Annotated in this window: 16 protein-coding genes; 7 read left to right on the top strand and 9 right to left on the bottom strand. The window is 71.8% G+C overall.

Features of this window, described 5'->3' with window-relative positions; genetic code table 11:
* The 5 genes from GFD30_RS15840 to GFD30_RS27035 all read right to left on the bottom strand — a co-directional run bounded on the left by GFD30_RS15840 (window position 1) and on the right by GFD30_RS27035 (window position 6,330).
* A complete protein-coding gene (locus GFD30_RS15840; protein WP_322633297.1) occupies window positions 1-1,026 on the bottom strand; it encodes a LacI family DNA-binding transcriptional regulator in 1,026 nt (341 codons plus the stop codon).
* A gap of 19 nt (window positions 1,027-1,045) precedes the next feature.
* Complete coding sequence (locus GFD30_RS27965; RefSeq protein WP_407649068.1) at window positions 1,046-1,909, bottom strand: carbohydrate ABC transporter permease; 864 nt, start codon at window positions 1,907-1,909, stop codon at window positions 1,046-1,048.
* A 5-nt stretch (window positions 1,910-1,914) separates the two neighbouring features.
* Entirely contained in the window at window positions 1,915-2,811 is an 897-nt protein-coding gene (locus GFD30_RS15830; protein ID WP_153026169.1) for a carbohydrate ABC transporter permease, read from the bottom strand.
* A gap of 75 nt (window positions 2,812-2,886) precedes the next feature.
* Window positions 2,887-4,200: an ABC transporter substrate-binding protein gene (locus GFD30_RS15825; RefSeq protein WP_153026168.1), complete on the bottom strand. Its 1,314-nt coding sequence runs from the start codon at window positions 4,198-4,200 to the stop codon at window positions 2,887-2,889.
* A gap of 51 nt (window positions 4,201-4,251) precedes the next feature.
* Window positions 4,252-6,330 (bottom strand): glycoside hydrolase family 36 protein, encoded by a 2,079-nt coding sequence (locus GFD30_RS27035; protein WP_322633295.1) that lies wholly within the window; start codon window positions 6,328-6,330, stop codon window positions 4,252-4,254.
* 240 nt (window positions 6,331-6,570) lie between these two features.
* Between GFD30_RS27035 and GFD30_RS15815 the strand changes: the two genes are divergently transcribed.
* Entirely contained in the window at window positions 6,571-9,252 is a 2,682-nt protein-coding gene (locus tag GFD30_RS15815; RefSeq protein ID WP_153026167.1) for a carbohydrate-binding protein, read from the top strand.
* 81 nt (window positions 9,253-9,333) lie between these two features.
* On the opposite strand, the gene GFD30_RS15810 is transcribed toward GFD30_RS15815, so the two are convergent.
* Window positions 9,334-9,729 (bottom strand): MerR family transcriptional regulator, encoded by a 396-nt coding sequence (locus tag GFD30_RS15810; protein WP_153026166.1) that lies wholly within the window; start codon window positions 9,727-9,729, stop codon window positions 9,334-9,336.
* A gap of 65 nt (window positions 9,730-9,794) precedes the next feature.
* Between GFD30_RS15810 and GFD30_RS15805 the strand changes: the two genes are divergently transcribed.
* The 5 genes from GFD30_RS15805 to GFD30_RS15785 all read left to right on the top strand — a co-directional run bounded on the left by GFD30_RS15805 (window position 9,795) and on the right by GFD30_RS15785 (window position 16,205).
* Window positions 9,795-10,997 carry an MFS transporter gene (locus GFD30_RS15805; RefSeq protein ID WP_153026165.1) on the top strand — a complete coding sequence of 401 codons (1,203 nt, stop codon included), beginning with the start codon at window positions 9,795-9,797 and terminating at the stop codon, window positions 10,995-10,997.
* A gap of 270 nt (window positions 10,998-11,267) precedes the next feature.
* Window positions 11,268-12,896 carry an SLC13 family permease gene (locus GFD30_RS15800; protein WP_153026164.1) on the top strand — a complete coding sequence of 543 codons (1,629 nt, stop codon included), beginning with the start codon at window positions 11,268-11,270 and terminating at the stop codon, window positions 12,894-12,896.
* 85 nt (window positions 12,897-12,981) lie between these two features.
* Window positions 12,982-13,929, top strand: a complete 948-nt coding sequence (locus GFD30_RS15795; protein ID WP_153026163.1) for a LysR family transcriptional regulator — start codon at window positions 12,982-12,984, stop codon at window positions 13,927-13,929.
* 112 nt (window positions 13,930-14,041) lie between these two features.
* On the top strand, window positions 14,042-15,103 hold the full coding sequence (locus GFD30_RS15790) for a tartrate dehydrogenase (protein ID WP_322633294.1): 1,062 nt from the start codon (window positions 14,042-14,044) through the stop codon (window positions 15,101-15,103).
* 187 nt (window positions 15,104-15,290) lie between these two features.
* Window positions 15,291-16,205 (top strand): ROK family protein, encoded by a 915-nt coding sequence (locus GFD30_RS15785; RefSeq protein WP_153026162.1) that lies wholly within the window; start codon window positions 15,291-15,293, stop codon window positions 16,203-16,205.
* A gap of 1,951 nt (window positions 16,206-18,156) precedes the next feature.
* Here the strand turns inward: GFD30_RS15785 and GFD30_RS15780 are convergent.
* The 3 genes from GFD30_RS15780 to GFD30_RS15770 form a co-directional block, all read right to left on the bottom strand.
* On the bottom strand, window positions 18,157-18,654 hold the full coding sequence (locus GFD30_RS15780) for an anthrone oxygenase family protein (protein WP_153026161.1): 498 nt from the start codon (window positions 18,652-18,654) through the stop codon (window positions 18,157-18,159).
* A 32-nt stretch (window positions 18,655-18,686) separates the two neighbouring features.
* A complete protein-coding gene (locus GFD30_RS15775; protein WP_227996424.1) occupies window positions 18,687-20,102 on the bottom strand; it encodes a hypothetical protein in 1,416 nt (471 codons plus the stop codon).
* A 184-nt stretch (window positions 20,103-20,286) separates the two neighbouring features.
* Complete coding sequence (locus GFD30_RS15770; protein ID WP_153026160.1) at window positions 20,287-20,880, bottom strand: TetR/AcrR family transcriptional regulator; 594 nt, start codon at window positions 20,878-20,880, stop codon at window positions 20,287-20,289.
* Window positions 20,881-20,961: 81 nt separating this feature from the next.
* Between GFD30_RS15770 and GFD30_RS15765 the strand changes: the two genes are divergently transcribed.
* Window positions 20,962-21,606, top strand: a complete 645-nt coding sequence (locus GFD30_RS15765; protein WP_153026159.1) for a PaaI family thioesterase — start codon at window positions 20,962-20,964, stop codon at window positions 21,604-21,606.

Genomic DNA, 21,606 nt, shown 5'->3' with positions numbered 1-21,606 from the left:
TCAGCGGCGGGGGCCGGGGGCCGCGGTGCTCGCTCGGATGACGAGCCGGGGGCGTTCGGAGGAGTGGCGGCGGTCGTCGGTCCCGTTGACGGCGTTGAGGAGCAGCTGGAAGCCGCGGCGGCCGAGGCCGGCGAAGTCCTGGCGGACGGTGGTCAGGGGCGGGCTCCAGAGTTCGGCGAGGGGGTTGTCGTCGAAGCCGGCGACGGAGATGTCGCCGGGGACGCGCAGGCCCGCCTCGGCGATGCCGCGCATGACGCCCATGGCGATCTCGTCGTTGCCGCAGAAGACGGCGGTGACGCCGGGGTCGGCGGCGAGGGCGCGGCCGACCGCGATGCCGCTGCGGGGCTCCCATGTGGCGTCGAGGACCGGCGGGACGGCCGCGTTCGCGCGGCGCAGGGCGCGGCGCCAGCCGGTGGTCCGTCCGTCCACTTTGCGCGATGGCGGGACGCGCACGTGGTGGACCGTCTCGTGGCCCAGGGACAGCAGGTACTCGGTGAGCTCCTCCGCCGCGGCGGCCTCGTCGAGGACCGCCTGCGACATGTTCGGTTCGCGGACCCCCGAGAGGGCGACCACCGGGAGGTTCCCGGGGATCTTCCCGAGGGCGGCCACGCCGGGCGGGTCGAACTTCAGGACCGCGACCCCGGCGAGGGGCTGGGTCAGGGTCGCCTCGATGGCGCGGTCGACCTCGTCCTCGTCGGCGGACTCGACCACCGTGATCATCACCGTGTAGCCCTCGGCGCGGGCGGCGATCTCGATGCCCCGGATCGTCTCGGCGTAGCCGTAGCGGGAGGTGTTCCCGGCGATGATCGCGATCGTCTGCGGCCGGCGCGAGACCAGCGCCCGCGCGGCGGCGCTGGGGCGGTAGCCGAGCTCCGCGATCGCCTGCTCGACCAGCTCGCGCTTGGCGGGGCTGACGCGAGCGGCGCCGGTCAGGACGCGGGACACGGTCGGGACCGAGACGCCGGCCCGTGCGGCCACGTCGGCGATCGTCGGGTTCTTCGCCTTCACGCCCGCCCTCGCGTTCACTGCACCGCCCCGCTCGTGCTCATTTCACCGCTCCGCCGGTGATGCCGGAGATGATCCTGCGCTGGGCGACCACGAACGTGATCAGCAGCGGCAGGCTCATCAGGATGATATAGGCGAAGATCAGGTGCCAGTTCTGGAGATACAGGCCGGCGCTGGCGACCTGGTAGAGGTTCAGCGGGAGCGTGTCGATGCGGCCGCCGATCACGAAGAGCGCGTAGAACACGTCGTTCCAGATGTACAGGCAGATCAGGATCGTCGCGGTGGCCAGGACCGGGCGCAGCAGCGGCAGGATGATCCGGACGAACACGCGGACCGGCCCGGCGCCGTCGACGCGGGCGGCCTCTTCGAGCTCGTGCGGGATCGTGCGCACGAACCCGGTGACGAAGAAGATCACCGTCGACAGGTACATGCCCATGTAGACGCCGATCATGCCGAGCGCGGTCCCGGCGAGGCCGAGCTGGCGCAGCAGGAGCACGATCGTGACGACCGCGGGCGGCAGGACGATGCCGCTGATGCCGAGCGCGTAGACCGCGGCCGAGAGGCGCCCGCCGCGGCGGCCGAGGATCCAGGCGGCCATCGAGCCGAGGACGAGGACGCCCACGACGGAAGGGACCATCACCAGGACGCTCCCGAAGAGCGCCGGGAGCATCCGGCCGTCGGCGTACACCTGGGCGATGTTCTCCCACAGCCGCCAGTCGGCCGGCGGGGCCAGGTTCGGGTCGAGCGCCTCGCCCTGGTCCTTGCCGGCGGTGGCGATGACGAGCCAGAACGGGACGCCGAGGACCGCGGCGGCGGTGAGGACCGCGGCGATCGGCTGCCCGATGCGGCGGCGCCGGCGCGGGGCGCGGTGGGCGGCGGTGGCGGCGGCCGGCCGGGTGGGCACAGTGGTCACAGGACTTCCTCTCGCTTGCGGAGGTACCGGATGACGGGGAAGGCCAGGATCGCGACCGTCAGGAACAGCACCAGGCTCATCGTCGTGGCCTGCGCGAACAGGCCCTGCCCGAAGGTCCGGAAGATGAAGATGTTCAGCAGCTCGGTGGTGCCGCCCGGGCCGCCCTCGGTGGTGGCCTGGACGATGTCGAAGCCGTTCATCGAGCCGAGGAGCGCGGTCGCGACGTTGAACGTGACCGCGGGGGCCAGCAGCGGGAACCGGATGGAGCGGAACATGGTCCAGCGGCTCGCGCCGTCGAGGCGGGCCGCTTCGAGGACGTCCTCGTCGATGGTCTTGAGCCCGGCCAGGTAGATGAGCATCGACAGGCCCATCCACTTCCAGGCGTGCACGATCGCGACGACCACGATGGTCCAGGTGGTGGACCCCAGCCACGGGATCGCGACCTCGGTGCCGGTGAACCAGCCGATGATGCCGTTCAGCGCCCCGTCCGGTTTGAGGAGCGCCTGGAAGATGTAGCCGACCGCCAGCGCGGACATGACGACCGGGACGAAGAACGCGACCCGAACGGCCCGGTTGACGGCGGTGTCGCGTTCGAGCAGCAGCGCCAGGCCGAGGCCGAACAGGTTCTGGAAGAGCGCGACGAGCACCGCGTAGACCAGCGTCACCTTGAGGGAGTTGAGCAGGGTGCCGTTGGAGAACAGGGAGACGAAGTTGTCGGTGCCGGCGAAGTTGATGGCGCTCTTGAAGCTCGACCAGTCGGTGAACGCGTACACGAAGTTGAACAGCGTCGGGACGAAGAAGAACACGACCAGGACGGCCAGGGCCGGGACGAGGAACCACAGCGGGTGGTCGCGGTGCCGGGAGCGCGGGGCTCCCGCGGTGACGGTTGCCATTCGGATGCCTTTCGAAGCTCTGCCGGGGTGCGGGGGCGCCGGCCTCATGCCGGCCGGCGCCCCCTGGGGCGCGGTCTAGAAGCCCTCGGCGCCTTGGGCCTTGGCGAGTTCGGCGAACTGGGCCTGGGTCGCCTCGGCGACTTCGGCGGGCGTCTTGGTGCCCTGGATCATGTCGGCGAGGTAGATGTACAGGTCCGGGTTGGCGATCGCGAGGGCCTGCATGGAGCCGACCGAGGAGCCGACGGCGTCGGAGACCGAGAGCAGGGCCTCGGGGACGTCGGCGGGGGTCGCGACGCCGGTCTGGAGCGAGACGGTGGACTGGGCGTTCACGAAGTCCTCGTAGCCGTCGCCGAGCCAGTAGGACAGGAGCTGGCGGGAGGCGGACTCGCGGTCCTCGTCGCCGGTCTTGAACGCGACGAGGGCGTTGGACTGGTCGGGGATGAACGTGCCGGTGTTGCCGGACGGGGAGATCGGGAAGAAGCCGATCCTGCGGTTCAGCTCCTCGGTGTCGGCGAGGGACTGGAGCTGGCCGAAGAACGAGTTGACCTGCATGACCATGGCGGCGTCGCCGGCCAGGAGCGCGGCGCCCTGGTCTTCGAACGTGGCGGTCGCGATGTCCTCGTTGAACAGTCCTTCGTCGATGAGGGCCTGGTACTGGTCGATGGCGCCCTGGATGGTCGGGTCGGTGAAGGACTCCTCGCCGGCGTTGACGCGGTCCCAGAGGCCGTCGGCGGCGGCGTCGGCGAGCTGGACCTGGACCCACCACTGGGTGGCCCAGCGGTCGGCGCCCATCTCGAAGAACGGGGTGGTGCCGGCGGCTTTGAGGTCGCGGGCGGTCTGGAGGAAGGAGTCCCAGTCGGTCGGGAGGTCGGTGATGCCGTTGGCGGCGAAGACCTCCTTGTTGTAGTAGACGCCTTCGACGGCGGGCGTGGTGATGAGCGCGGCGTAGCGGGTGCCGTCGAGGATGCCGGTGATGTCGCGCAGTGCGGGGTCGTAGGCGTCGAGCCAGGGGGCGCCGTCCAGGGACTGGAGATTCTGGCCGGCGTTGAGCGCGGTGAGCTGGGAGGCGGTCGGCTGCCAGAACGCGAGGTCGGGCATGTCGCCGGTGGCGACCTTGGTCTGGACGCCCTGCTCGTAGGGGTCGGGGATGGTGACGACCTCGACTTCGGCGCCGGTGAGGTCTTCGAAGCCGGCGATGACGCTGTCGGGCACGGTGTTGGAGTTCTGGGCGGCCCAGATGGTGAGGGTGGTGCCGCTCAGGTCGGCGTCCTGCGCGGGCCAGTCGGCGGGGCCGCCGGTGTCGGTGCCGGCGCCGGGATCGGAGCACCCGGCGAGGGTGACGGCGCCGGCGGCCGCCAGCGCGAGCGCGGTGCGGAATCGGTTCTTCATTGAAACTGCTCCTTGTCTTGGGAAGGGGGCCCAGGGATCGGGTCGAAGGGTTCAGCGGGCGGTCAGGCGCAGGGTCCGGGCGGCGATGTCGGCGTCGCCGGCCTGCACGGTGAGGGTTCCGGTCCGGGCGTTCCAGGCCGTCTTCCATTCGGGGAGGCCGGTCGGGAAGACGTGGGCGACCTCGACGTCGCGGCCGGCCAGGTGGGGGAAGGCGAGTTCGGTGGAGGCGGGTCCGCCGCGGCGCCACACGGAGACGAGGTCGTGCTCGCCGCGGAGGCCGAGGGCGGTCCAGGGGTCGGTCCAGCCGGGGATGCCGCCGGGCCAGTGGGGGTGCCCGGTGGCGACGGCGCCGCGGAGGGTCTTGGCGACGCGGACGGCGTCGGCGACCAGGGCCCGCTGGCGGTCGTTCATGCGGTTGAGGTGGCCGGAGACGTAGAAGCGGCCGAGGAGGCCGGTGACGAGGCAGAACGCGGCCTCCTCGTCGGTCATCCCGGGCTGGGGGTAGGCCCAGTTGGCGGCCTGCTCGGGCAGGAGCGAGAGGGGGGCGGCGGCGGCGATCGGCGGGAACTTGGTGAAGTCCTGCTGGTCTGATGTGGACTGCATGGCGAGGCGGGAGAGCATCGCGAAGTCCATGCGCAGCGCGCCGGAGGAGCAGTTCTCGATGACGAGGCCCGGGTGGCGGTCGAGGACGGCGTCGAGCCAGGCGAGGTGGGCGCGGTTGTGCTCGAGGAGGCCGTCGCCGACGCTCTGGGCGTCGTGGTCGGTGCCGGGGCCGGGGTTGATGTTGTAGTCGAACTTGAAGAAGCCGACGCCGAAGTCGGCGACGAGCCGGTCGACGACGCCGTCGAGGTGGCCGATGGCGGCGGGGTGGCGCAGGTCGAGGTGGTACCGCTGGTTCTCGACCAGGCGCTGGCCGTGGCGCTGGAGGAAGGCGGCGTCGGGGAGGCGTTCGGCCATCGGGCTGCGGACGCCGACGACCTCGGGTTCGAGCCACAGGCCGGGGGTCATGCCGGCGTCGCGGACGGCGTCGACGACTTCGCCGAGGCCGCCGGGGAAGCGGGTGGTCGAGGGCAGCCATTCGCCGACGGTGGGCCACCAGTCGCCGCTGTCGTCGTACCAGCCGGCGTCGATGCAGAAGATCTCGGCGCCGATGTCGGCGGCGGCTTCGATGAGCGGGAGGAGCTTCTCGGTGGTGGGGTCGCCGAGGAGGGTGTTCATGTAGTCGTTGAAGACGACCGGCATGGCGGTGTTGTCGGGGTGGGGGCGGCGGGCGGCGCGGCGGTGGTCGGTGAGGGCGGCCAGCGCGTCTTCGAAGTCGGTGCCGGCGGCGACAGCCGCGGGGACGGTGGTGAAGGCGTCGCCGGGGTCGAGGCGGCGGGTCCAGGAGGCGTCCGCGTCGGTGGGGCCGGAAAGGCTGACGTAGCCGCCTTCGACGTCTTCGCCGATCTCCCAGCGCCAGGCGCCGTTGTGCTCGATCTGCCAGACGAGGGCGAGTTCGGCCGCTTCGGACTCGACGCCGCCGACCGGCAGGTGGTGCTCGGTGGACCAGGTGCCGTCCGAGGTGACCGACCAGCAGCCGTGCGGGTCTTGGAAGGTGAGTTCGGAGGCGAGTTCGGGGAAGTCGCGGCCGCGGAGGGGCTCGACGGCCCAGCGGCCTTCGCCGAGCCAGTCGCTGACGCCGTGGAGGCGCCGCCAGGTGTCGAACGCGCCCGGTGCGGGGGCGGTGAAGCCCATGGTCCAGGTGGCGACCGAGCGGAGGACGACGGGGGCGTCGACGGCGCGGACGGTGGTGTGCGCGCGGATCGCGGCCGGGGCGCCGTCGCGCTGTTCGAGGACGGTGTCGACCTCGATGCCGTCGGCGGCCTGGCGGATGACGAGGCGGCGGCCGCCGGGGAAGTCGGACTCGGTGCGGGAGGCGTGGCGCAGGAGGGCGCCGAGCGCGGTGTGGGCGAGGCGGTCGGAGGAGGGCGAGCGGCCGTGGGCGGCGGTCATGATCTCGGCGACGGGCATCGGGTGGACGGGGTGGTCGCGGCCGTCCCGGACGATCCCGGCGACGCGCACGGGGGTGTCGTCGCCCCACTCGAATCGGAGTGCGAGTCGGCTGCTGCCCCAAGCGAACTGTTCGGCCACGGTGCCCCTTGTCAGTGCGTCCCGCCGGTGCGGTCGGGTCGTTGCGGTTCTGCGTGCTTCGTGATCGGGCGCCGAGGTGCCGGCGCCTGATATCGATTTCAATCGGAACCCTAGCGTGATCTGATATCGATTTCAAATCTTGTCTTGAAATCGTTATCAACTCTGGGGTACGGTCGGGCTCCGATCTACGGATCGACCCCTGTCAATGACGATGAGAGGACCGACGAGATGAGGAGACCGATGGCGACTGTCGCTGCCGCAGCGGTCGCCGCGACGGCCGTGACCGGCTTGAGCGGCGCGCCGGCCGGCGCGGCGGAGCGCGAGGTGCTCGCGGTGGACTTCGCCGAGCGCACCGGCGACTTCCGCGGCGGCGCGTCAGGCACGCTCTACGGGTTCGGCGACGAGGGCGCCCCCACCCAGGCCCTGATCAACGGCGCGCACATCACCAACACCTCCCAGAAGGCCCCGTACGGCACCCAGCACCCCTCCGGGGACGCGATCAAGGTCGAGGACGGGTTCTTCGCCAAGCACGGCGAGGACATGTACATCTATGTGCAGGACTACTACCCCGACTGGTCCTACAACGGCGGCCGGCGCCCCGGCGACGACCGCACGTACGACCTCGGGGACGGCACCTACACCGAGGAGCCCAACGGCGTCTGGGACTACCTCGAGGTCGTCGAGTTCGTGGCCGAAGCCGTCGCCACCGACTCCGACCGCCCCCAGGACTACATCTTCATCCCCTACAACGAACCCGACGGCGGCAACTGGTACCCCGACTGGGCGAACCAGCGGGAGCAGTTCCTCGCCGACTGGCAGGCCACGTACGAGAAGATCCAGGAGGTCTGGGAGCGCCACGGCCTCGGCCACGCCCGCATCGGCGGCCCCGGCGACACCCGCTGGCAGCCCGAGCGCAGCGCCGACATCCTCCGGTTCGCCGAGGAGCACGGGTCGCTGCCCGACGTCTTCATCTGGCACGAGCTCGGCATCGGCAACCTCGCCACGTACCGGCAGAACTTCGCCGACTACCGCGCGCTCGAACGGGAACTGGGCCTCGACCCGATCCCCGTGAACATCACCGAGTACGGGATGCTCCGCGACATGGGCGTGCCCGGGCAGCTCGTCCAGTGGTTCGCCATGTTCGAGGACACCAAGGTCGACGCCCAGACCGCGTACTGGAACTACGCGGGCAACCTCTCCGACAACTCCGCCCGCCCCAACGGCGCCAACGCCGGCTGGTGGATGTTCAAGTGGTACGGCGACCTCGCCGGCTCCGAGACCGTCGCGGTGACCCCGCCCGAACTCGACGCCGTCGACACCCTCCAGGGCATCGGCGCGATCGACGAGGCCAACCGCAGGGCCACCGTCCTGTTCGGCGGCACCGACGCCGACGTGACCCTCGACCTGAGCGGACTCGACCCGGACGTCTTCGGCGACCGCGTCGACATCGAGGTCCGCGAAGCCGCCCTCACCGGCGCCGAGGGCCTGGCCGACACGCCGCGCGTCATCACCGCCGCGAACGGCGTCGCGGTCGGCGGCGGCGAACTCGAACTCGCCGTCCCCGTCTACGACCGGTACGCCGGGTACCAGGTGATCATCACCCCGGACGGCGCCCGCGACGTCGAAGCCGGCGCCGCCGCGCAGCCGTGGACCGCCTCGATCGAGGCCGAGGACATGGCCCTGACCGACGCCACCGTGTACACCCAGGACCCGCAGGCCGACGGCGGCTGGAAGTTCCTCGCCTCCGGCGGTCGGGACGTCGGGTCCTTCAACCGGGCCACCTCGCGCGCCGACTGGACCGTCGAGGTCCCCGAGGACGGGACCTACCGGCTCCAGGTCATCGGCGGCGCGCCAGGGGTGCCGGGCCGGCACGCGCTGTTCGTCGACGGCGCCGCGGCCGGGACGATCCAGTACGCGGCCGACCTCGCCCTCAACGCCACCAGCCGCTGGCAGTACCGCGGCAGCGCCGAGCTGCTGGTGGACCTCGCCGCCGGCGGCCACACGCTCTCGATCCGGTCCAGTGAGGACGGATCGACCGTGCTTCCCAACGCCGACATCACCCTCGACAAGGTCGCGCTGACCGCCGTCACCGCGGAGTCCGCGATCTACCCGGCCTCGACCTTCCGCCTCGAGGACGGCGCGGCCCTCGACTGGACCAACGGCGCGAACCGCGGCTCGGCGGCGCTCGCCGGCGACGCCAGGGCCGACCTCTACGCGACCGCGATGGAGACCGGCTACTACGAACTCGCCGTCGACTGGGCCTCGGCCGAGGCGTCGTCGCTCGAACTGACCGTCAACGGCGAACCCACCGCGGAGCTGACGGCGAACCGCAAGGGCAAGTGGCGCTCCAGCGCCACCGTGCACCTCGTCGAAGGCATCAACGAGATCGAGATCCGCTCCCCCGAGGGCGCGACGGCCCAGTCCCTCGCCACGGTCCGCGACCGCGGCGCCGACGATGCGGCCGTCTCGATCGAAGCCGAGGACGCCGAACTGCTCGGCTCGGCCGCGGTGACCGAACTGGCCGACACGACCGGCTCGAACGCCTCCGGCATGGCCTACGTCGGCTGGGTCGGCGACGGCGCCGAGAACGCGATCGAACTCCCCCGCGACGGCTTCGCCGCCCCGGGCGACTACGACGTGACCGTCTACTACGCCAACGCCGAACTCTCGGGCGACCACGACTACAACCCGCAGGTCGTCGACCGCCTGCTCCAGGTGACCGAAGGCGGCACGGAGGTCGGCCACGCCTACTTCCGCTACACCTACTCGTGGGACAGCTTCTCCCAGCGGTCCCTCTCGGTCACCCTCGCGACCGCGAACGAGCCGCTGCGCCTCGGCAACCCCGACGCCTGGGCGCCCAACCTCGACAGGATCGTCATCTCCCCCAGGGTGATCGGCGAACCGACCACCGCGCGGCGGTAGCCGCCGGAGGACCGGGCCGCCACGCTCCCGCAGGCCCGATCCTGTTCGGACAGCGCCTGACCGGGCCGCGTGGCGGCCCGGTCAGGCGCGTGACGAGACCTCCTCCGGCCGCCGCATCCGCAGCCTGCGGATCGTGTCGATGTAGCGGGAGATGGCGTCGCGGCTGCGCGTGAGGGTCTCGATCCGCTCGGACATGCTGTCGCGCTCGCGCTCGAGGATGTCGATGGTCTCCGGGGTGGCGTCGAAGACCAGTGCCACCCCCGGCTGCTTCAGGCACGGGAGGACCTGCTTGATGACGCGCGTGGGCATCCCGGCGTCCAGGAGGCCCCGGATCTGGAGGGCCCGGTCGGCGCTCTGCTCGTCGTAGTCGCGGTAGCCGTTCTCGCAGCGGCCGGGCACGAGCATCCCCGTCTCCTCGTAGTAGCGCAGCATCCGCCGGGGGATCCCCGTCCGCTCCGACAGCTCGCCGATCCGCATATGACGCACCTCATTCGCTCATGACTTGACCCTCACACTTATGTGAAGGTCGGAGGGTACAGGTCATGACGACAACGAGTACCGAACGTATTCCCGAACCCGTCGAAGCCTCAGGGCGCCTGCCGGTCTCGCCGCTCCTGGCGCTGGCCGCGGCCGCGTTCATGGCGATCCTCACCGAGGCGCTGCCGGCCGGGGTCCTGCCGGAGATGGCCGCGGGCCTCGCCGTGAGCGAGGCGGCCGCCGGGCAGACCCTCTCGATCTACGCCATCGCCACCGGCGTCTCGGCGATCCCGGCCATGGCCGCCACCGCCGCCTGGCCGCGGCGGCGCCTGGTGCTCACCGCGGCGCTGACGTTCGCGGTCGCGAACCTGGTCACCGCGGTCTCGGACTCGTACGCCCTGACGATGGCCCTGCGCCTCGCGGCCGGCGTCGCCGCCGCGGTCGTGTGGGCCGAACTCGTCGCCTACGCCCGCCGACTCGCGCCGCCGCACCTCCAGGGACGCGCGATCGCGCTGACCATGGCGGGCGTGCCGCTGGCCCTGTCGCTCGGCATCCCGCTCGGCACCCTCCTCGGCGACCTCGTCGGATGGCGCATGACCTTCGGCCTCGTCGCGGCGGTCTCCGCGCTGCTGGCGATCTGGATCCGCGTGTCGGTCCCCGAGTTCCCGGGCCGCCGTTCCGGTGCGCGCGAACCGATCCTGGCCGCGCTCAGACTGCCGGGCGTCGTGCCGGTGCTGTTCACGGTCGCCGCGTACGTGCTCGCCCACAACATCCTCTACACCTACATCGCGACGTTCCTGGACGCCAACGGCATGAACGACCGGCGCGAAGCGGTGCTGCTGGTGTTCGGCCTCTCCTCGGCGGCGGGCATCGTCGTCGTCGGCGCCCTCGTGGACCGGCGGCTGCGCCTGCTCACGATCCTGAGCTCGGGCCTGTTCCTCGCCGCCGCGGCCGTGCTCACGGCGCTGGCCGACGAGACCGTGCCGCTGTTCATCGCCGTCGTCCTGTGGGGACTCGGCTGGGGCGGGGTGCCGACCCTGCTGCAGACCGCGGTCAACGACGCGGGCGGCGACGGCGGCCAGGCCCTCCTGGTGACGACGTGGAACTCGGCGATGGCGGCGGGCGGCGCGGTCGGCGGCGTCATGCTGAGCCTGCTCGGACCCTCGTCGTTCCCGTGGGGGCTCCTGGCGCTCATGGCGCCGGTGGCGGCGGTCGTCATCGGGGCGCGCGTGCACGGGTTCCCGGCGAAGCGGCCGGGCGTGGAGTGAACCGGGCGGGACCCCGGCGAGAGCCGGGGCCCCGCCGCGGCGGCGAACCTTGCGGTCCTCCACAAGGGATCGGGATCGGGCGGGCATCTGGTGCCGGCCCTCGCACCGACATCCGCGACTCGGCGGCGCCGCAGCGGCCGTGGCCGCGCCGGCGGAAACCGAAGCAGCCCAACCGATAGGCGCCGCCTATTTGCCGCAAAGGCTACGACTCTTGGACGTATCCCCTCCCAGGTGAGACAGTGATCACAGTCAATCCCTCAAGGAGGAGGCATGGCTTCGACAGCCGAGCACGAGGGCGCGGCCGCGCCCGCCGACGTGCCACCCACCGATGTGGACAAGGCCCTGCTGGGAGGGTCGACCTACCGCAGTCTCTCCGAACTCGGTTCGGGCGCCGAAGAGCGGTTCGAGAAGGGCCGCCGGCTCGTCGGCTGGTTCCTCGCCCCGCTGGTGAGCCTCGTCTTCGGGTTCCTGCCGCTCGACATGCCCGGCGACCAGCAGACCCTGGCGGCGGTGCTCCTCGGCGTGGTGGTCCTGTGGATCTGCGAGCCGATCCCGATCCCCATCGGGGGGCTCGTCGGCGTCGCCGCGATCGTGGTCCTCGGGGTCGCGCCCGGCGACGAGGTACTGGCACCGTTCGGGTCGACCACGATCTTCACGTTCATCGGCGCGTTCATCCTCGCCCAAGCGATGCTCAAACACGGTGTGGCCCAGCGGGTCGCGTACTTCGTGCTCGGCCTCCCCGGAGTCGGGAAGTCCACGTTCCGCACCATCGTGGCGTTCGGGGCGATCACCTGCGCCCTGTCGGCGTTCATCTCGAACACCGCCACCGTCGCCATGCTCATGCCCACGGCCCTCGGCATCCTCGCCGTCATCGCCAAGCTCATGCAGAGCCAGGGCGTGGTGCGGCCCGACTTCGACCCGATGCGACTGCGGGTGGGCACCGCGCTCATGCTCATGCTCGCCTACGGCGCCAGCGTGGGCGGGCTCCTGACACCGGTCGGATCGCCGCCGAACCTCATCGGCCGCGGCCTGATCGAGGAGGCCACCGGCGAGCGGATCTCGTTCGGGCAGTGGATGCTCGCCGCGCTGCCGATCTGCCTGATCATGTTCGCCGTCCTCGCCGTGGTCCTGATCCTGGTCAACCGCCCCGAGATCCGCCGGATCGAGGGCGTCGAAGAGTACATCCGCGACCGCCGCGCCGAGCAGGGGCCGATGAGCCGCGCCGAGAAGAACACCGTGATCGCCTTCGGCGTCACCGTGGCGCTGTGGCTGGTCCCGGCCGTGGTCGGCCTGGTCTCGGGCACCGACTCGAGCGCGTACGCGACGGTGAGCGACCGGCTCGACGAGGGCGTCGCCGCCGTCATCGGGGCCGCGCTGCTGTTCGTGCTGCCCGTCGACTGGTCCAAGCAGCAGGCGACCCTGACGTGGAAGGACGCCGCGAAGATCGACTGGGGCACGATCCTGCTGTTCGGCACCGGGATCATCTTCGGCGCCATGCTGTCGGCGACCGGCCTCGCCGAGACCATCGGCAACGGCGCCTCCGACGCGCTCGGCATCACCAGCGCGTTCGCGATCACCGCGTTCGCCGTGGTCCTCGCGGTGCTCATCTCCGAGACGACGTCGAACACGGCGTCGGCGGCGGTCGTGGTGCCGATCATCATCCCGCTGGCCGCCGCGGCCGGGGTCGATCCGCTGGTGCCGGCGCTGGCGGCGACGTTCGCGGCCTCGCTCGGGTTCATGCTGCCGGTCTCGACGCCGCAGAACGCGATCGTCTACGGCACCGGCTGCGTGCCGATGACGAAGATGATCCGCTCGGGCATCACGTTCGACCTCATCGGCGCGGTCGTGATCATCGCGCTCATGCCGCTGATGGTGACGCTCACGGGTATCGGGAGCTGAGCGAACTAGCGCAAATGGGGCGTCCGACCTAGAATGCCGTGAAGCGGTGTCCGAGGACGGGCGCCCCTCGTCACGCCGGAGTCGCATGGACGCACGACAACTCGGATACTTCCTCGCGGTCGTCGAACACGGCGGGTTCGGCAAGGTCGCCGAGCAGATCCACCTCGCGCAACCCTCACTGTCGCAGGCGATCGCGAACCTGGAGCGCTCGCTCGGCGTCGAGCTGTTCCACCGGGTCGGCCGCGGCGTCGTCCTCAGCGACGCGGGCAGGCGCCTGGTCGAGCCGGCCCGGCAGGTGTTGCGGGACATGGAGACCGCGCGCGACGCGGCCCGCTCGGTGCGCGAACTCGAACGCGGGCGCCTCGACATGGTGTCGATGCCCTCCCCGGGGATCGAGCCGCTGACGGCGATGATGACCCGCTTCGCCGAGCGGCACCCCGGGATCGTCATGAACGTGGAGGGCGCGTTCACCGCCGAGGAGGTCGTGGCGCACGTCAGGACCGGCGCGAGCGAGATCGGGCTGCTCGGCTCGGCCGAGGACCTGCGCACCGCGGAACTGCGGGCGGTGCCGATCGAGCGCCAGCCGCTCGTGCTCATCTCGCCGCCCGGCCATGTCTTCCCAGAGCACGACGGTTCAGAGCACTCGGAGCGTGCCCCAGGCCGCGGCCTGCCGCCGGGCGGGACGGTGCGGCGCGAGGACTTCCGGGGCCTGCGGCTCATCGCCTCCCAGCGCGGGAGCATCATGCGCCGCTTCGTGGACGACCTCCTCGCCGACGTCGACGGGGTGCACCTGGCGGCGGAGATCGCGCACCGGACGTCGATCCTGCCGCTGGTGCTCGCCGGGTTCGGGCACGCGGTCATGCCCGCGTCGTGGACGCTGCTGGCGGAGCGCACGGGTGCGGTGGTGCACCGGATCGAGCCGGCCTGGCACCTGCACGTGTCGCTGGTGAGCCGCCCGGACGGGCTGACGCCGGCGGCGCGGGCGTTCGTGGCGATGGCCGAGACCTGGTCGGGGCGCGGTCCGGACTCATAGGGCCGGCCGATGGGGGCCATCGCGAACCGGTCTTGGACGCGGGTTCGCGGGCGGGTGTTGACTCGATGCGAGTCCCTTCCGCCGCTTCGCGAACGAGCCCTGAGGAGCAGCCGTGAACGAGTTCCGCATCGCCGCCATTCCCGCCGACGGGATCGGGCGGGAGGTGGTGGCCGCAGGCCGGACCGTCCTCGACGCGCTCCAGGCCGAGGGGCGGTTCTCTTTGGCGTGGGAGGAGTTCCCTTGGGGCTGCGACTACTACGCCGAGCACGGGGTGATGATGCCCGAGGACGGGCTGGAGGTGCTCGAGGGCTTCGACGCGATCTACTTCGGTGCGGTCGGGTGGCCGACGGTGCCCGACCATGTGAGCCTGTGGGGGCTGCGGCTGCGGATCTGCCAGGGGTTCGACCAGTGGGCGAACGTGCGGCCGGTGCGCTTCCTGCCCGGCGTCGCGAGCCCGCTACGCAAGGCCGACGACGCCGAGCTGGACTGGGTCGTGGTGCGGGAGAACTCCGAAGGCGAGTACGCCGGGCTCGGCGGCCGGAACCTGGCCGCGCGGGGCGCGGGCGGCGAGGTGGCGGTGCAGTCGTCGCTGTTCACCGAGGTCGGGTGCGAGCGGATCATGCGGTTCGCTTTCGACCTGGCGCGCACGCGGCCGCGCCGGAGGGTCGCCAGTGTCACCAAGAGCAATGCGCAGCAGTACGGGATGGTCCTGTGGGATGAGGTGTTCCGCCGGGTCGCCCGCGACTACCCCGACGTCGAGACCGAGAGCGTCCTGGTCGACGCGATGGCCGCGAAGTTCGTGCTGCGTCCGGAGGACCTGTCGGTGGTGGTGGCGTCGAACCTGAACGCGGACATCCTCTCCGACCTCGGCTCGGCGCTCGCGGGGAGCCTGGGCCTGGCCGCCAGCGCGAACCTCAACCCGGAGCGCCGGTTCCCGTCGATGTTCGAGCCGGTGCACGGTTCGGCGCCGGACATCGCGGGCCGTGGCGCGGCGAATCCGGTGGGCGCCATCGGAAGTGCGGCGCTGATGCTGGCGCACCTGGGGCTGGAGGAGGAGGCGGCGCGGATCGAGCGGGCGGTCGAGGCGGCGTCGGCGCAGGGCGTCTTGACGCGGGACGTGGGCGGGTCGGCGTCGACGGACGAGGTGACCGCGGCGGTCGTCGCGAACCTGTGAGGCCGCGGTGTCGGCGGCCGGGGGGCGGCGGCAGCGGTGATGACGGCGCCGGGCGGTCGGGAGCGGCGGGGTGTCCGGTGCGACTGGGAGGTGCCGCTTCCGGCGTCCGGCGGGGGCCGGTCCCGCTCTACAGGCGGGTCCCTACTACCGGTTCCGGGTCTCGTGCGCGGTCGATAGGCTTCGCGGCATGAACGTGGCGATGGCCCTTGATCTCGGCGGCACGAAAGTGGAGGCCGCGCTGGTGCGCGCGGACGGTTCGGTGGTGGAGGGGACGCGGTCGCGGGCGGCGACCGGCGACGCCGCCGCGGTGGACCGCGGCGCGGCCGAGCGGGCGATCGAGCAGGTCGTGCGGCATTGCATGGCCGCTCCCGAGTGGGGTGCGGTGTCGGCGGCGGGCATCGGGTCGGCCGGGCCGGTGGACTTGGCCGCGGGTGCGATCGCGCCGATCAACCTGCCGTCGCTCCGGGGTTTCGGCATCGTGGACTTCGTCCAGGGCCTGACGGGTCTGGAGCGGGTGGTGCTGCGGCTGGACGGGACGTGCATCGCGATGGCCGAGGCGTGGCTGGGTGCGGCGCGCGGGGTCCGGAACGCGCTGGTCATGGTCGTCTCGACGGGTGTGGGCGGCGGGCTGGTGAGCGATGGGCGGCTGGTGGCCGGGGCGAGCGGGAACGCGGGGCACATCGGGCAGCTCGTGGTCGACCGGGTCGAGGGCCCGGCGGCGGGCGCGACCGTGGAGGGCATCGCGTCGGGGCCGAGCACGGTCCGGTGGGCGCAGTCGATGGGGTGGAGGGGCGCGTCCGGTGAGGACCTGGCGCGCGATTACCGCGCGGGGGCGCCGATCGCGATGGACGCGGTGCGCCGCTCGGCGCGCGCGGTGGGGCTGGGTCTGGTGAACGCGGCGACGCTGCTGGACCTGGAGATCGCGGTGATCGGCGGCGGGTTCTCGTTCGTGGCCGACCGCTACCCCGACCTGGTGGCCGCGGCGGTCCGCGAGCATGCCGTGAACGGCTACGCGGCGGACTTGAAGGTGGTCCGCGCGCAGCTCGGCGGTGACGCCCCGCTCATTGGCGCGGCGGCGCTGGTGCACCGCGGCATCGGATAGGTGTATTGCCCTGCGGGGTTGAGAGCATCGATAGCGGGGCCGGGTCGGTGGTCGATCAGCGTTCGAGCAATCAGCGACGGCGGAGCGGGAGGGCGTTCCGGAATGCCGCCGAGGCCGGGTCGGCAGCCGATCAAGGCACGAACAGTCAGCGACGGCAGAGCAAGTGGCGTGTCCCAGGACACTGCCGAGGCCGGGTCGGCGGCCGATCAAGGCTCGAACGATCACCGACGGCAAAGCGAGTGGCGTGTCCCGGAATGCTGCCGAGGCCGGGACGGCGGCCGATCAAAGTTCGAGCAATCAGCGACGGCGGAACGGGAGGGGCGCTCCGGGACACTGCCGAGGCCGGGCGGCATCTGGGGCGGCGTTCGCGTGTCGTGGGTGTCCGGGTGCGTTCGCAAAGCGAGAGCGGCGCTTCCCGAACGGTTCTTGTTGCAGCTGTTGGCGGTGGACAGCATCCGGCGGGATGTGACCATATCGGCCGGCTTGGCTCTGGGCCTTCTTGCCGCCTTCTGATCGGCCTCCCCTTGGTCGTGACACTCGGACGGTCGTGTCGCAACCGGGTCGGGCCGTTGCGGCGGCCTCGGAGTGCGGGGCGTCGTCTCGATGGCATCGACGGCACGCACTGGCGGGACTGCGGTCGTGGCGTCGAAGAGCGGCTTGCCACTGGGAGCTGGGCGCATCGGCTGCGGAGCCGGCCTCGGATTCGTGGGCGAGATTCGGGTCTCGGTTCGCGGACATCGGGTGCGGGACCCGCAGCAGGGTCTGCGTTCACCGCGCGCTCGACGGCCCGATCGTCGGTTTCAGGGCTGCCGCCTGCACCATCGGTCGGCGGCCTGCCCCGAGCATCGAGGCTCGGGCCGTCGGCATTGCGTCCGGCGCCCGGTCTCGGGTCGCAGTGCGGACACGCACGCACTGTCGCTATCGCCATTGCCTGTTCACCTCCTTCCATTCCTGCGCCGTCTCAGGCTTCCGCCTCCCGCTATCTCCTGCTCGTGCACTGCTCCGCATTGCATGCGAACATCGGGACACGCAGTGGCACTAGCGCATGCCGCATCGGTTACGGTGCACTGTTGTGCTCGCACACGCCGTGGCAGTGGCGGTGCACTGTTGCGCCAGCACACGCCGCAGTGGCGGGTGCGCCGTGGTGGGGAGCGCGCTGTTGTACTGGCGCGCTGTCGTGATGGGCCACTGCCGCCTCGATGCACAACGACTAACTACTGCATTGGCCGCGGTGTCCGCGTTCGCTGCATAGCCTCTGTTGGTCGGCTGCTTGGTGGTGCGGAGCCGGTGCCGGGTCTCGAATGCCCGGCCGGGTGGCATCGCGCACGCGTCGCTGGCACTCGTGCCGGCGTGCGGTTGGCCTCGTCGGTTGCGGTGATGGTCCGGTCGTGTGCCTCGTAAGGAGCACTGCCTCCGGTCGGGGTGATCCCTTCCGGCGGTCTGCCGCCCGATCACAACCCCCTCGTCGAGGGCTGTTGACTGCTGCGGGTCGCGATAGCACGTGGGGATGAGATCGACCGGTAACCCGACCACGCTTGCATCGGCGGTATTGCCTCGGAATCAGCTCGGTTTGCCCATAGGCCAGAGGCTTGTCTTAGTCTGCTTGCACCTACGCGACACCTGAACGATTTCCCTGTCCCTGTGCGTCTCTCAATACTCCCACGCCTGTACGAAACCGTCATCACCCACACGCGTGCAAACCACTCATATTCGCCCCAGTCCTCAACGGCCCCAAGCCAACCAATCCGCCCCGCCCCGCCACTCACCCTTTCGTCGCTGCCCGCTCTGACCCCGACTCCCACCCGCCGAAGGAGGGCACACGACCCGAGGATCGGCCGCCCCCGAGCCGGCGCCTCCCCGCCCCCCTCCAGCCATGCCCAGGCCGCGCAGCGGGACCGGCGCGGCGCGCCGGGTGGGCGGCCGCTTCCAAGGGCTGGTGCACGCGGTGAGCTCAGGCGACCTGGCCGGTCGTGTAGAGGGCGCCGGCGAGGGCGGCGAGTGCGAGGAGCGCGGCGATGCCGCGGACGTGGTTCCACCGGATCCAGGTCTGCTCGGTCTCGGCGCGGAGCGCGGCGGGGTCGGGGATCGCGGCGGGGTCGCCGGCGGCTTCGAGCTTCTCGTTGAGGGGCACGTTCTTGGCCATGGTGCCGATGAACATGACGAGGGTGCCGGCGAGTCCGGCGGCGGTCCAGGGCAGTGCGGACCGGTCGTCGAGGAACAGGCCGAGGATGAGCGCGATGAGCGCGAAGACGACCGATCCGAGGAACGCGGACAGGAAGCGGCCGTTGAGGATCACGCGGTTGATGTGCTGGAGGGCGGCGATCCAGGAGCGGTCGTCGAGGATCTTGAGACCGGGCATCACCGAGTACGAGTACCCGGTGAACAGCCCGGCCATGAGACCGGCGCTGAGGAGCGCGGCGATCAGGGCGATGAGGTGGAGCAGCTCCATGTGGCGGGGGCCTTTCGCGGTTCAAGGTTCGGTTACGACAGCGGCATCACCCGGGCGATGCGGATCGAGCCGCCGCCCCCGGCCGCCGGGAAGGCGACGCTGCCGTCAGGATAGGCCTTGAACGCCTGGTACGGATGATCCGGCACGGCGATCGTGAACGCGTCGCCGGCGGCGGCGCCGGAGTCGGCGCTGTGGACCTGCGCGGCGATGCCGTCGCCCGATGCCCAGGCGAGCAGCATGTGCGCCTCGCCGTAGCCGACGAGGTGCGGGTGGTCGGTCGCGGCACCGGTGTCCACAGTGGTGTCGGAGGGTCCGTCGGTGAAGTGCTCGAGGCGGGCCCGCCCGCCCTGGCTCCACGCGGTCCAGTAGCCGCCGTCGGCGGCGGTGACGAGGTCGCCGCCGAAGAGGGTCCCGTCGCAGGCGCCCTCCGCGACGGTGCCGGCGGCGGGGACGGCGATGCGGCACCCGTCGTCGGTCGCGCACACCATGCCGAACTCGTCGCGGTCCGGGTTCCAGGCGATGCGGGTGGTCCAGCTGTGGCTGCATCCGACGTCGAACGCGTCCGGGTGGTCCGCGAGGTTCCCGTCGGCGTCGACGACCTGCATGCGGTCGCCCTGGTGGATGTCCACACAGTCGCCGTTGGCGACGGTGACGGCGACGCCGAAGTAGGCGGCGGTGTTGGCGCCGTCGCTGGCGAGGCGGCCGTGGTGCTGGTACCACCAGACGAAGCGGGCGCCGTCGTCGTATCCCGCGAGGCCGTTGCCGAGGTTGGTCACCTGGCGCTCCCACACCTGCGCGCCGCTGTCGTCGAACCGGACCATGTGCATGGTGGCGCACGGACTGGTGGAGCCGCCGCACAGCGGGCCGTCGCCGCACGCCCCTTCGCGGGTGATGAGCACGGTCACGCCGTCACCGTCGGCGATGACGTCCTGGAGGTCGATGCCCTCCAAGGCGATCGGCTCGCCTTCGATCCGGTCCTCGCAGTCGAGGCGGGCGAGGTGGATGCGGTCGTCGGTGCCGTCCCAGGCGACCCAGGACCGGCCGGTCGGAGTGGCGGCGAGGGCCGCCGGGAGCGGGTCGGTGTCGGCCGTGCCGCCGCCGATCACCTCGGCGTCCACTTCGGTCACGACGACTTCCGGTGCGGGGCCGGCGGTCCGGTCGCACATGCCGTCGCCGTCGGGCACGGCGTCGGCCTGGACTCCGTCCGGGGGACCGTCGGAGGCGGCCTCGCCACTCTCGGTCTCGCCGCCGGATGCCGTTGCGGCGGTGCCGGTGTCGGCCGCCGCGTCCGCGGCGGGCCTGTCGGGGGTGAGTGCGAGGGCCGCGGCGATCGTGCCCGCGGCCGTGAGGCCGACCGCGGCGCCCGCCACGATGACGAGGCGGCGCCAGTGCTCGATGCCGCCGAGGCGGTGGCTGTGGATGGTGCGTCGGGGTGAAGGTCTACTCATTGCCGGTTTCGTCCTTCATACGGCCGCCGCCCCGCGCGTGCCGAGCGGCGGTGGAGGGTCGTACCGCCCGACCCTACTGGCCGCTCGTAAGCGGACGGCGCGCCGCCCGCGATGATGCACCGATGTGGACGGATCGGTGACGCTGCGTCGTCTCGGGGCGCGCGCCGTCTGGAACCGGGTCGTCTCAGGCCGGGTCGCCGTCGCAGGCGGCCTCGATGAGCGCCTCCAGGCGCCGCGCGACCCGGTCGAGCGGCTCGGTGCTCTGCTTGGCCCGGCACATCGCGACGGTGCCCTCGACGGCGGCGACCGCGAGCGTCGCGAGCTCGCGCGCCTCGTCGGGGTCGGCGCCGTGCGCCTCGAGCGAGTCGGCGAGCAGCCGCTCCCATCGGTCGAACGCCAGCGCGGCGGCGAGCAGCGCCGGCGGGAACTCGTCTTCGGGGGGCTCCTCGACGGCGACGGCGAGGACCGGGCAGCCGGTGCGGAACCCGCTGTCGACCACGATGTCGCGCCAGCGCTTGAGGTAGGCGCGCAGCCCGGCGGTCGGCCCGGCCTCGAGCGCGGTCCGCATGTGCTGCTCGACGCGGCCGGCCGCGTACTCGACGGCTTCGGTCGCCAACTGGCCCTTGCCGTCCGGGAAGTAGTGGTACGTGGAGCCGAGCGGGGCGGCGGCGTGCTTGGCGGTCTCGCGGATGCTCGCGGCGCTGAGGCCGCGGCGGGCGATGAGGTCGGCCGCTCCGGCGACGATGCGCTCGCGGGAAGGGGGGCTCGCCTGGGCCATGGACGGTCTCCGTTCTGCGGGTGCGTGGTAGCCTGACCCGGACCCCGATTATAACGAACGTCATAGCAGGAGGAGCACACGATGTCGAGCGAGGATCTCGAACTGCGCCGCGAGGCGGTCGCCGGGCTCGGCCGCGAACTGCGGGCGCTCATGGAGACGGTGGCGCGCACCGAGACGCCCACCGAGGTCCTCCAGGAGCTCGCGGGCGAGGTCAAGCGCCTCGAGGCCCGGTTCACCGGCCACCGCCGCGAGCGCTCCGAGATCCCCAGCGTCGACGTGTTCCCCTTCGGCCTGCGCATGTACAGCCCCGCGACCGGGCACGGCAGCGCCTTCGCCCCGCCCCTGGAGATCGAGGAGCGCGAGGACGGGTACATCGGCCGCTGCGTCCTCGGCGTCGCCCACGAGGGCCCGCCCGGGTACGCCCACGGCGGCATGAGCGCTCTGCTGCTGGACGAGCTCATGGGCTGGGCCTGCGCCGCGAAGGGCCTGCCCGCCATGACGATCGCCCTCGACGTCCGCTATCAGCGGCCGGTGCCGGTGGAGCTGCCGCTGCTCCTGCGTGCCGAGGTCACCGGCATCGAGGGTCGCAAGATCACCGTAGACGGCACCGTCGCCCCCGAGTCCGACCCGGACGCGGTCCTGGTCGCCGCCCAAGGGCGCTTCGTGGCACCGGACCTCGAACGCGCCCGGTCGCTGTTCCCCGGGGCGAAGAACTACCAGGCCTGA

Source organism: Glycomyces albidus (genome assembly GCF_009451885.1).
In the GTDB taxonomy this organism is placed as follows: Bacteria; Actinomycetota; Actinomycetes; order Mycobacteriales; family Micromonosporaceae; genus Glycomyces; species Glycomyces albidus.
This window is presented reverse-complemented; position numbering and strand designations above follow the sequence as displayed.

Coding starts and splice junctions, on each gene's coding strand:
- GFD30_RS15830 (WP_153026169.1), bottom strand. CDS start 2,811: ATGGCAACCGTCACCGCGGGAGCCCCGCGCTCCCGGCACCGCGACCAC.
- GFD30_RS15825 (WP_153026168.1), bottom strand. CDS start 4,200: ATGAAGAACCGATTCCGCACCGCGCTCGCGCTGGCGGCCGCCGGCGCC.
- GFD30_RS15815 (WP_153026167.1), top strand. CDS start 6,571: ATGGCGACTGTCGCTGCCGCAGCGGTCGCCGCGACGGCCGTGACCGGC.
- GFD30_RS15810 (WP_153026166.1), bottom strand. CDS start 9,729: ATGCGGATCGGCGAGCTGTCGGAGCGGACGGGGATCCCCCGGCGGATG.
- GFD30_RS15805 (WP_153026165.1), top strand. CDS start 9,795: ATGACGACAACGAGTACCGAACGTATTCCCGAACCCGTCGAAGCCTCA.
- GFD30_RS15800 (WP_153026164.1), top strand. CDS start 11,268: ATGGCTTCGACAGCCGAGCACGAGGGCGCGGCCGCGCCCGCCGACGTG.
- GFD30_RS15795 (WP_153026163.1), top strand. CDS start 12,982: ATGGACGCACGACAACTCGGATACTTCCTCGCGGTCGTCGAACACGGC.
- GFD30_RS15785 (WP_153026162.1), top strand. CDS start 15,291: ATGAACGTGGCGATGGCCCTTGATCTCGGCGGCACGAAAGTGGAGGCC.
- GFD30_RS15780 (WP_153026161.1), bottom strand. CDS start 18,654: ATGGAGCTGCTCCACCTCATCGCCCTGATCGCCGCGCTCCTCAGCGCC.
- GFD30_RS15775 (WP_227996424.1), bottom strand. CDS start 20,102: ATGAGTAGACCTTCACCCCGACGCACCATCCACAGCCACCGCCTCGGC.
- GFD30_RS15770 (WP_153026160.1), bottom strand. CDS start 20,880: ATGGCCCAGGCGAGCCCCCCTTCCCGCGAGCGCATCGTCGCCGGAGCG.
- GFD30_RS15765 (WP_153026159.1), top strand. CDS start 20,962: ATGTCGAGCGAGGATCTCGAACTGCGCCGCGAGGCGGTCGCCGGGCTC.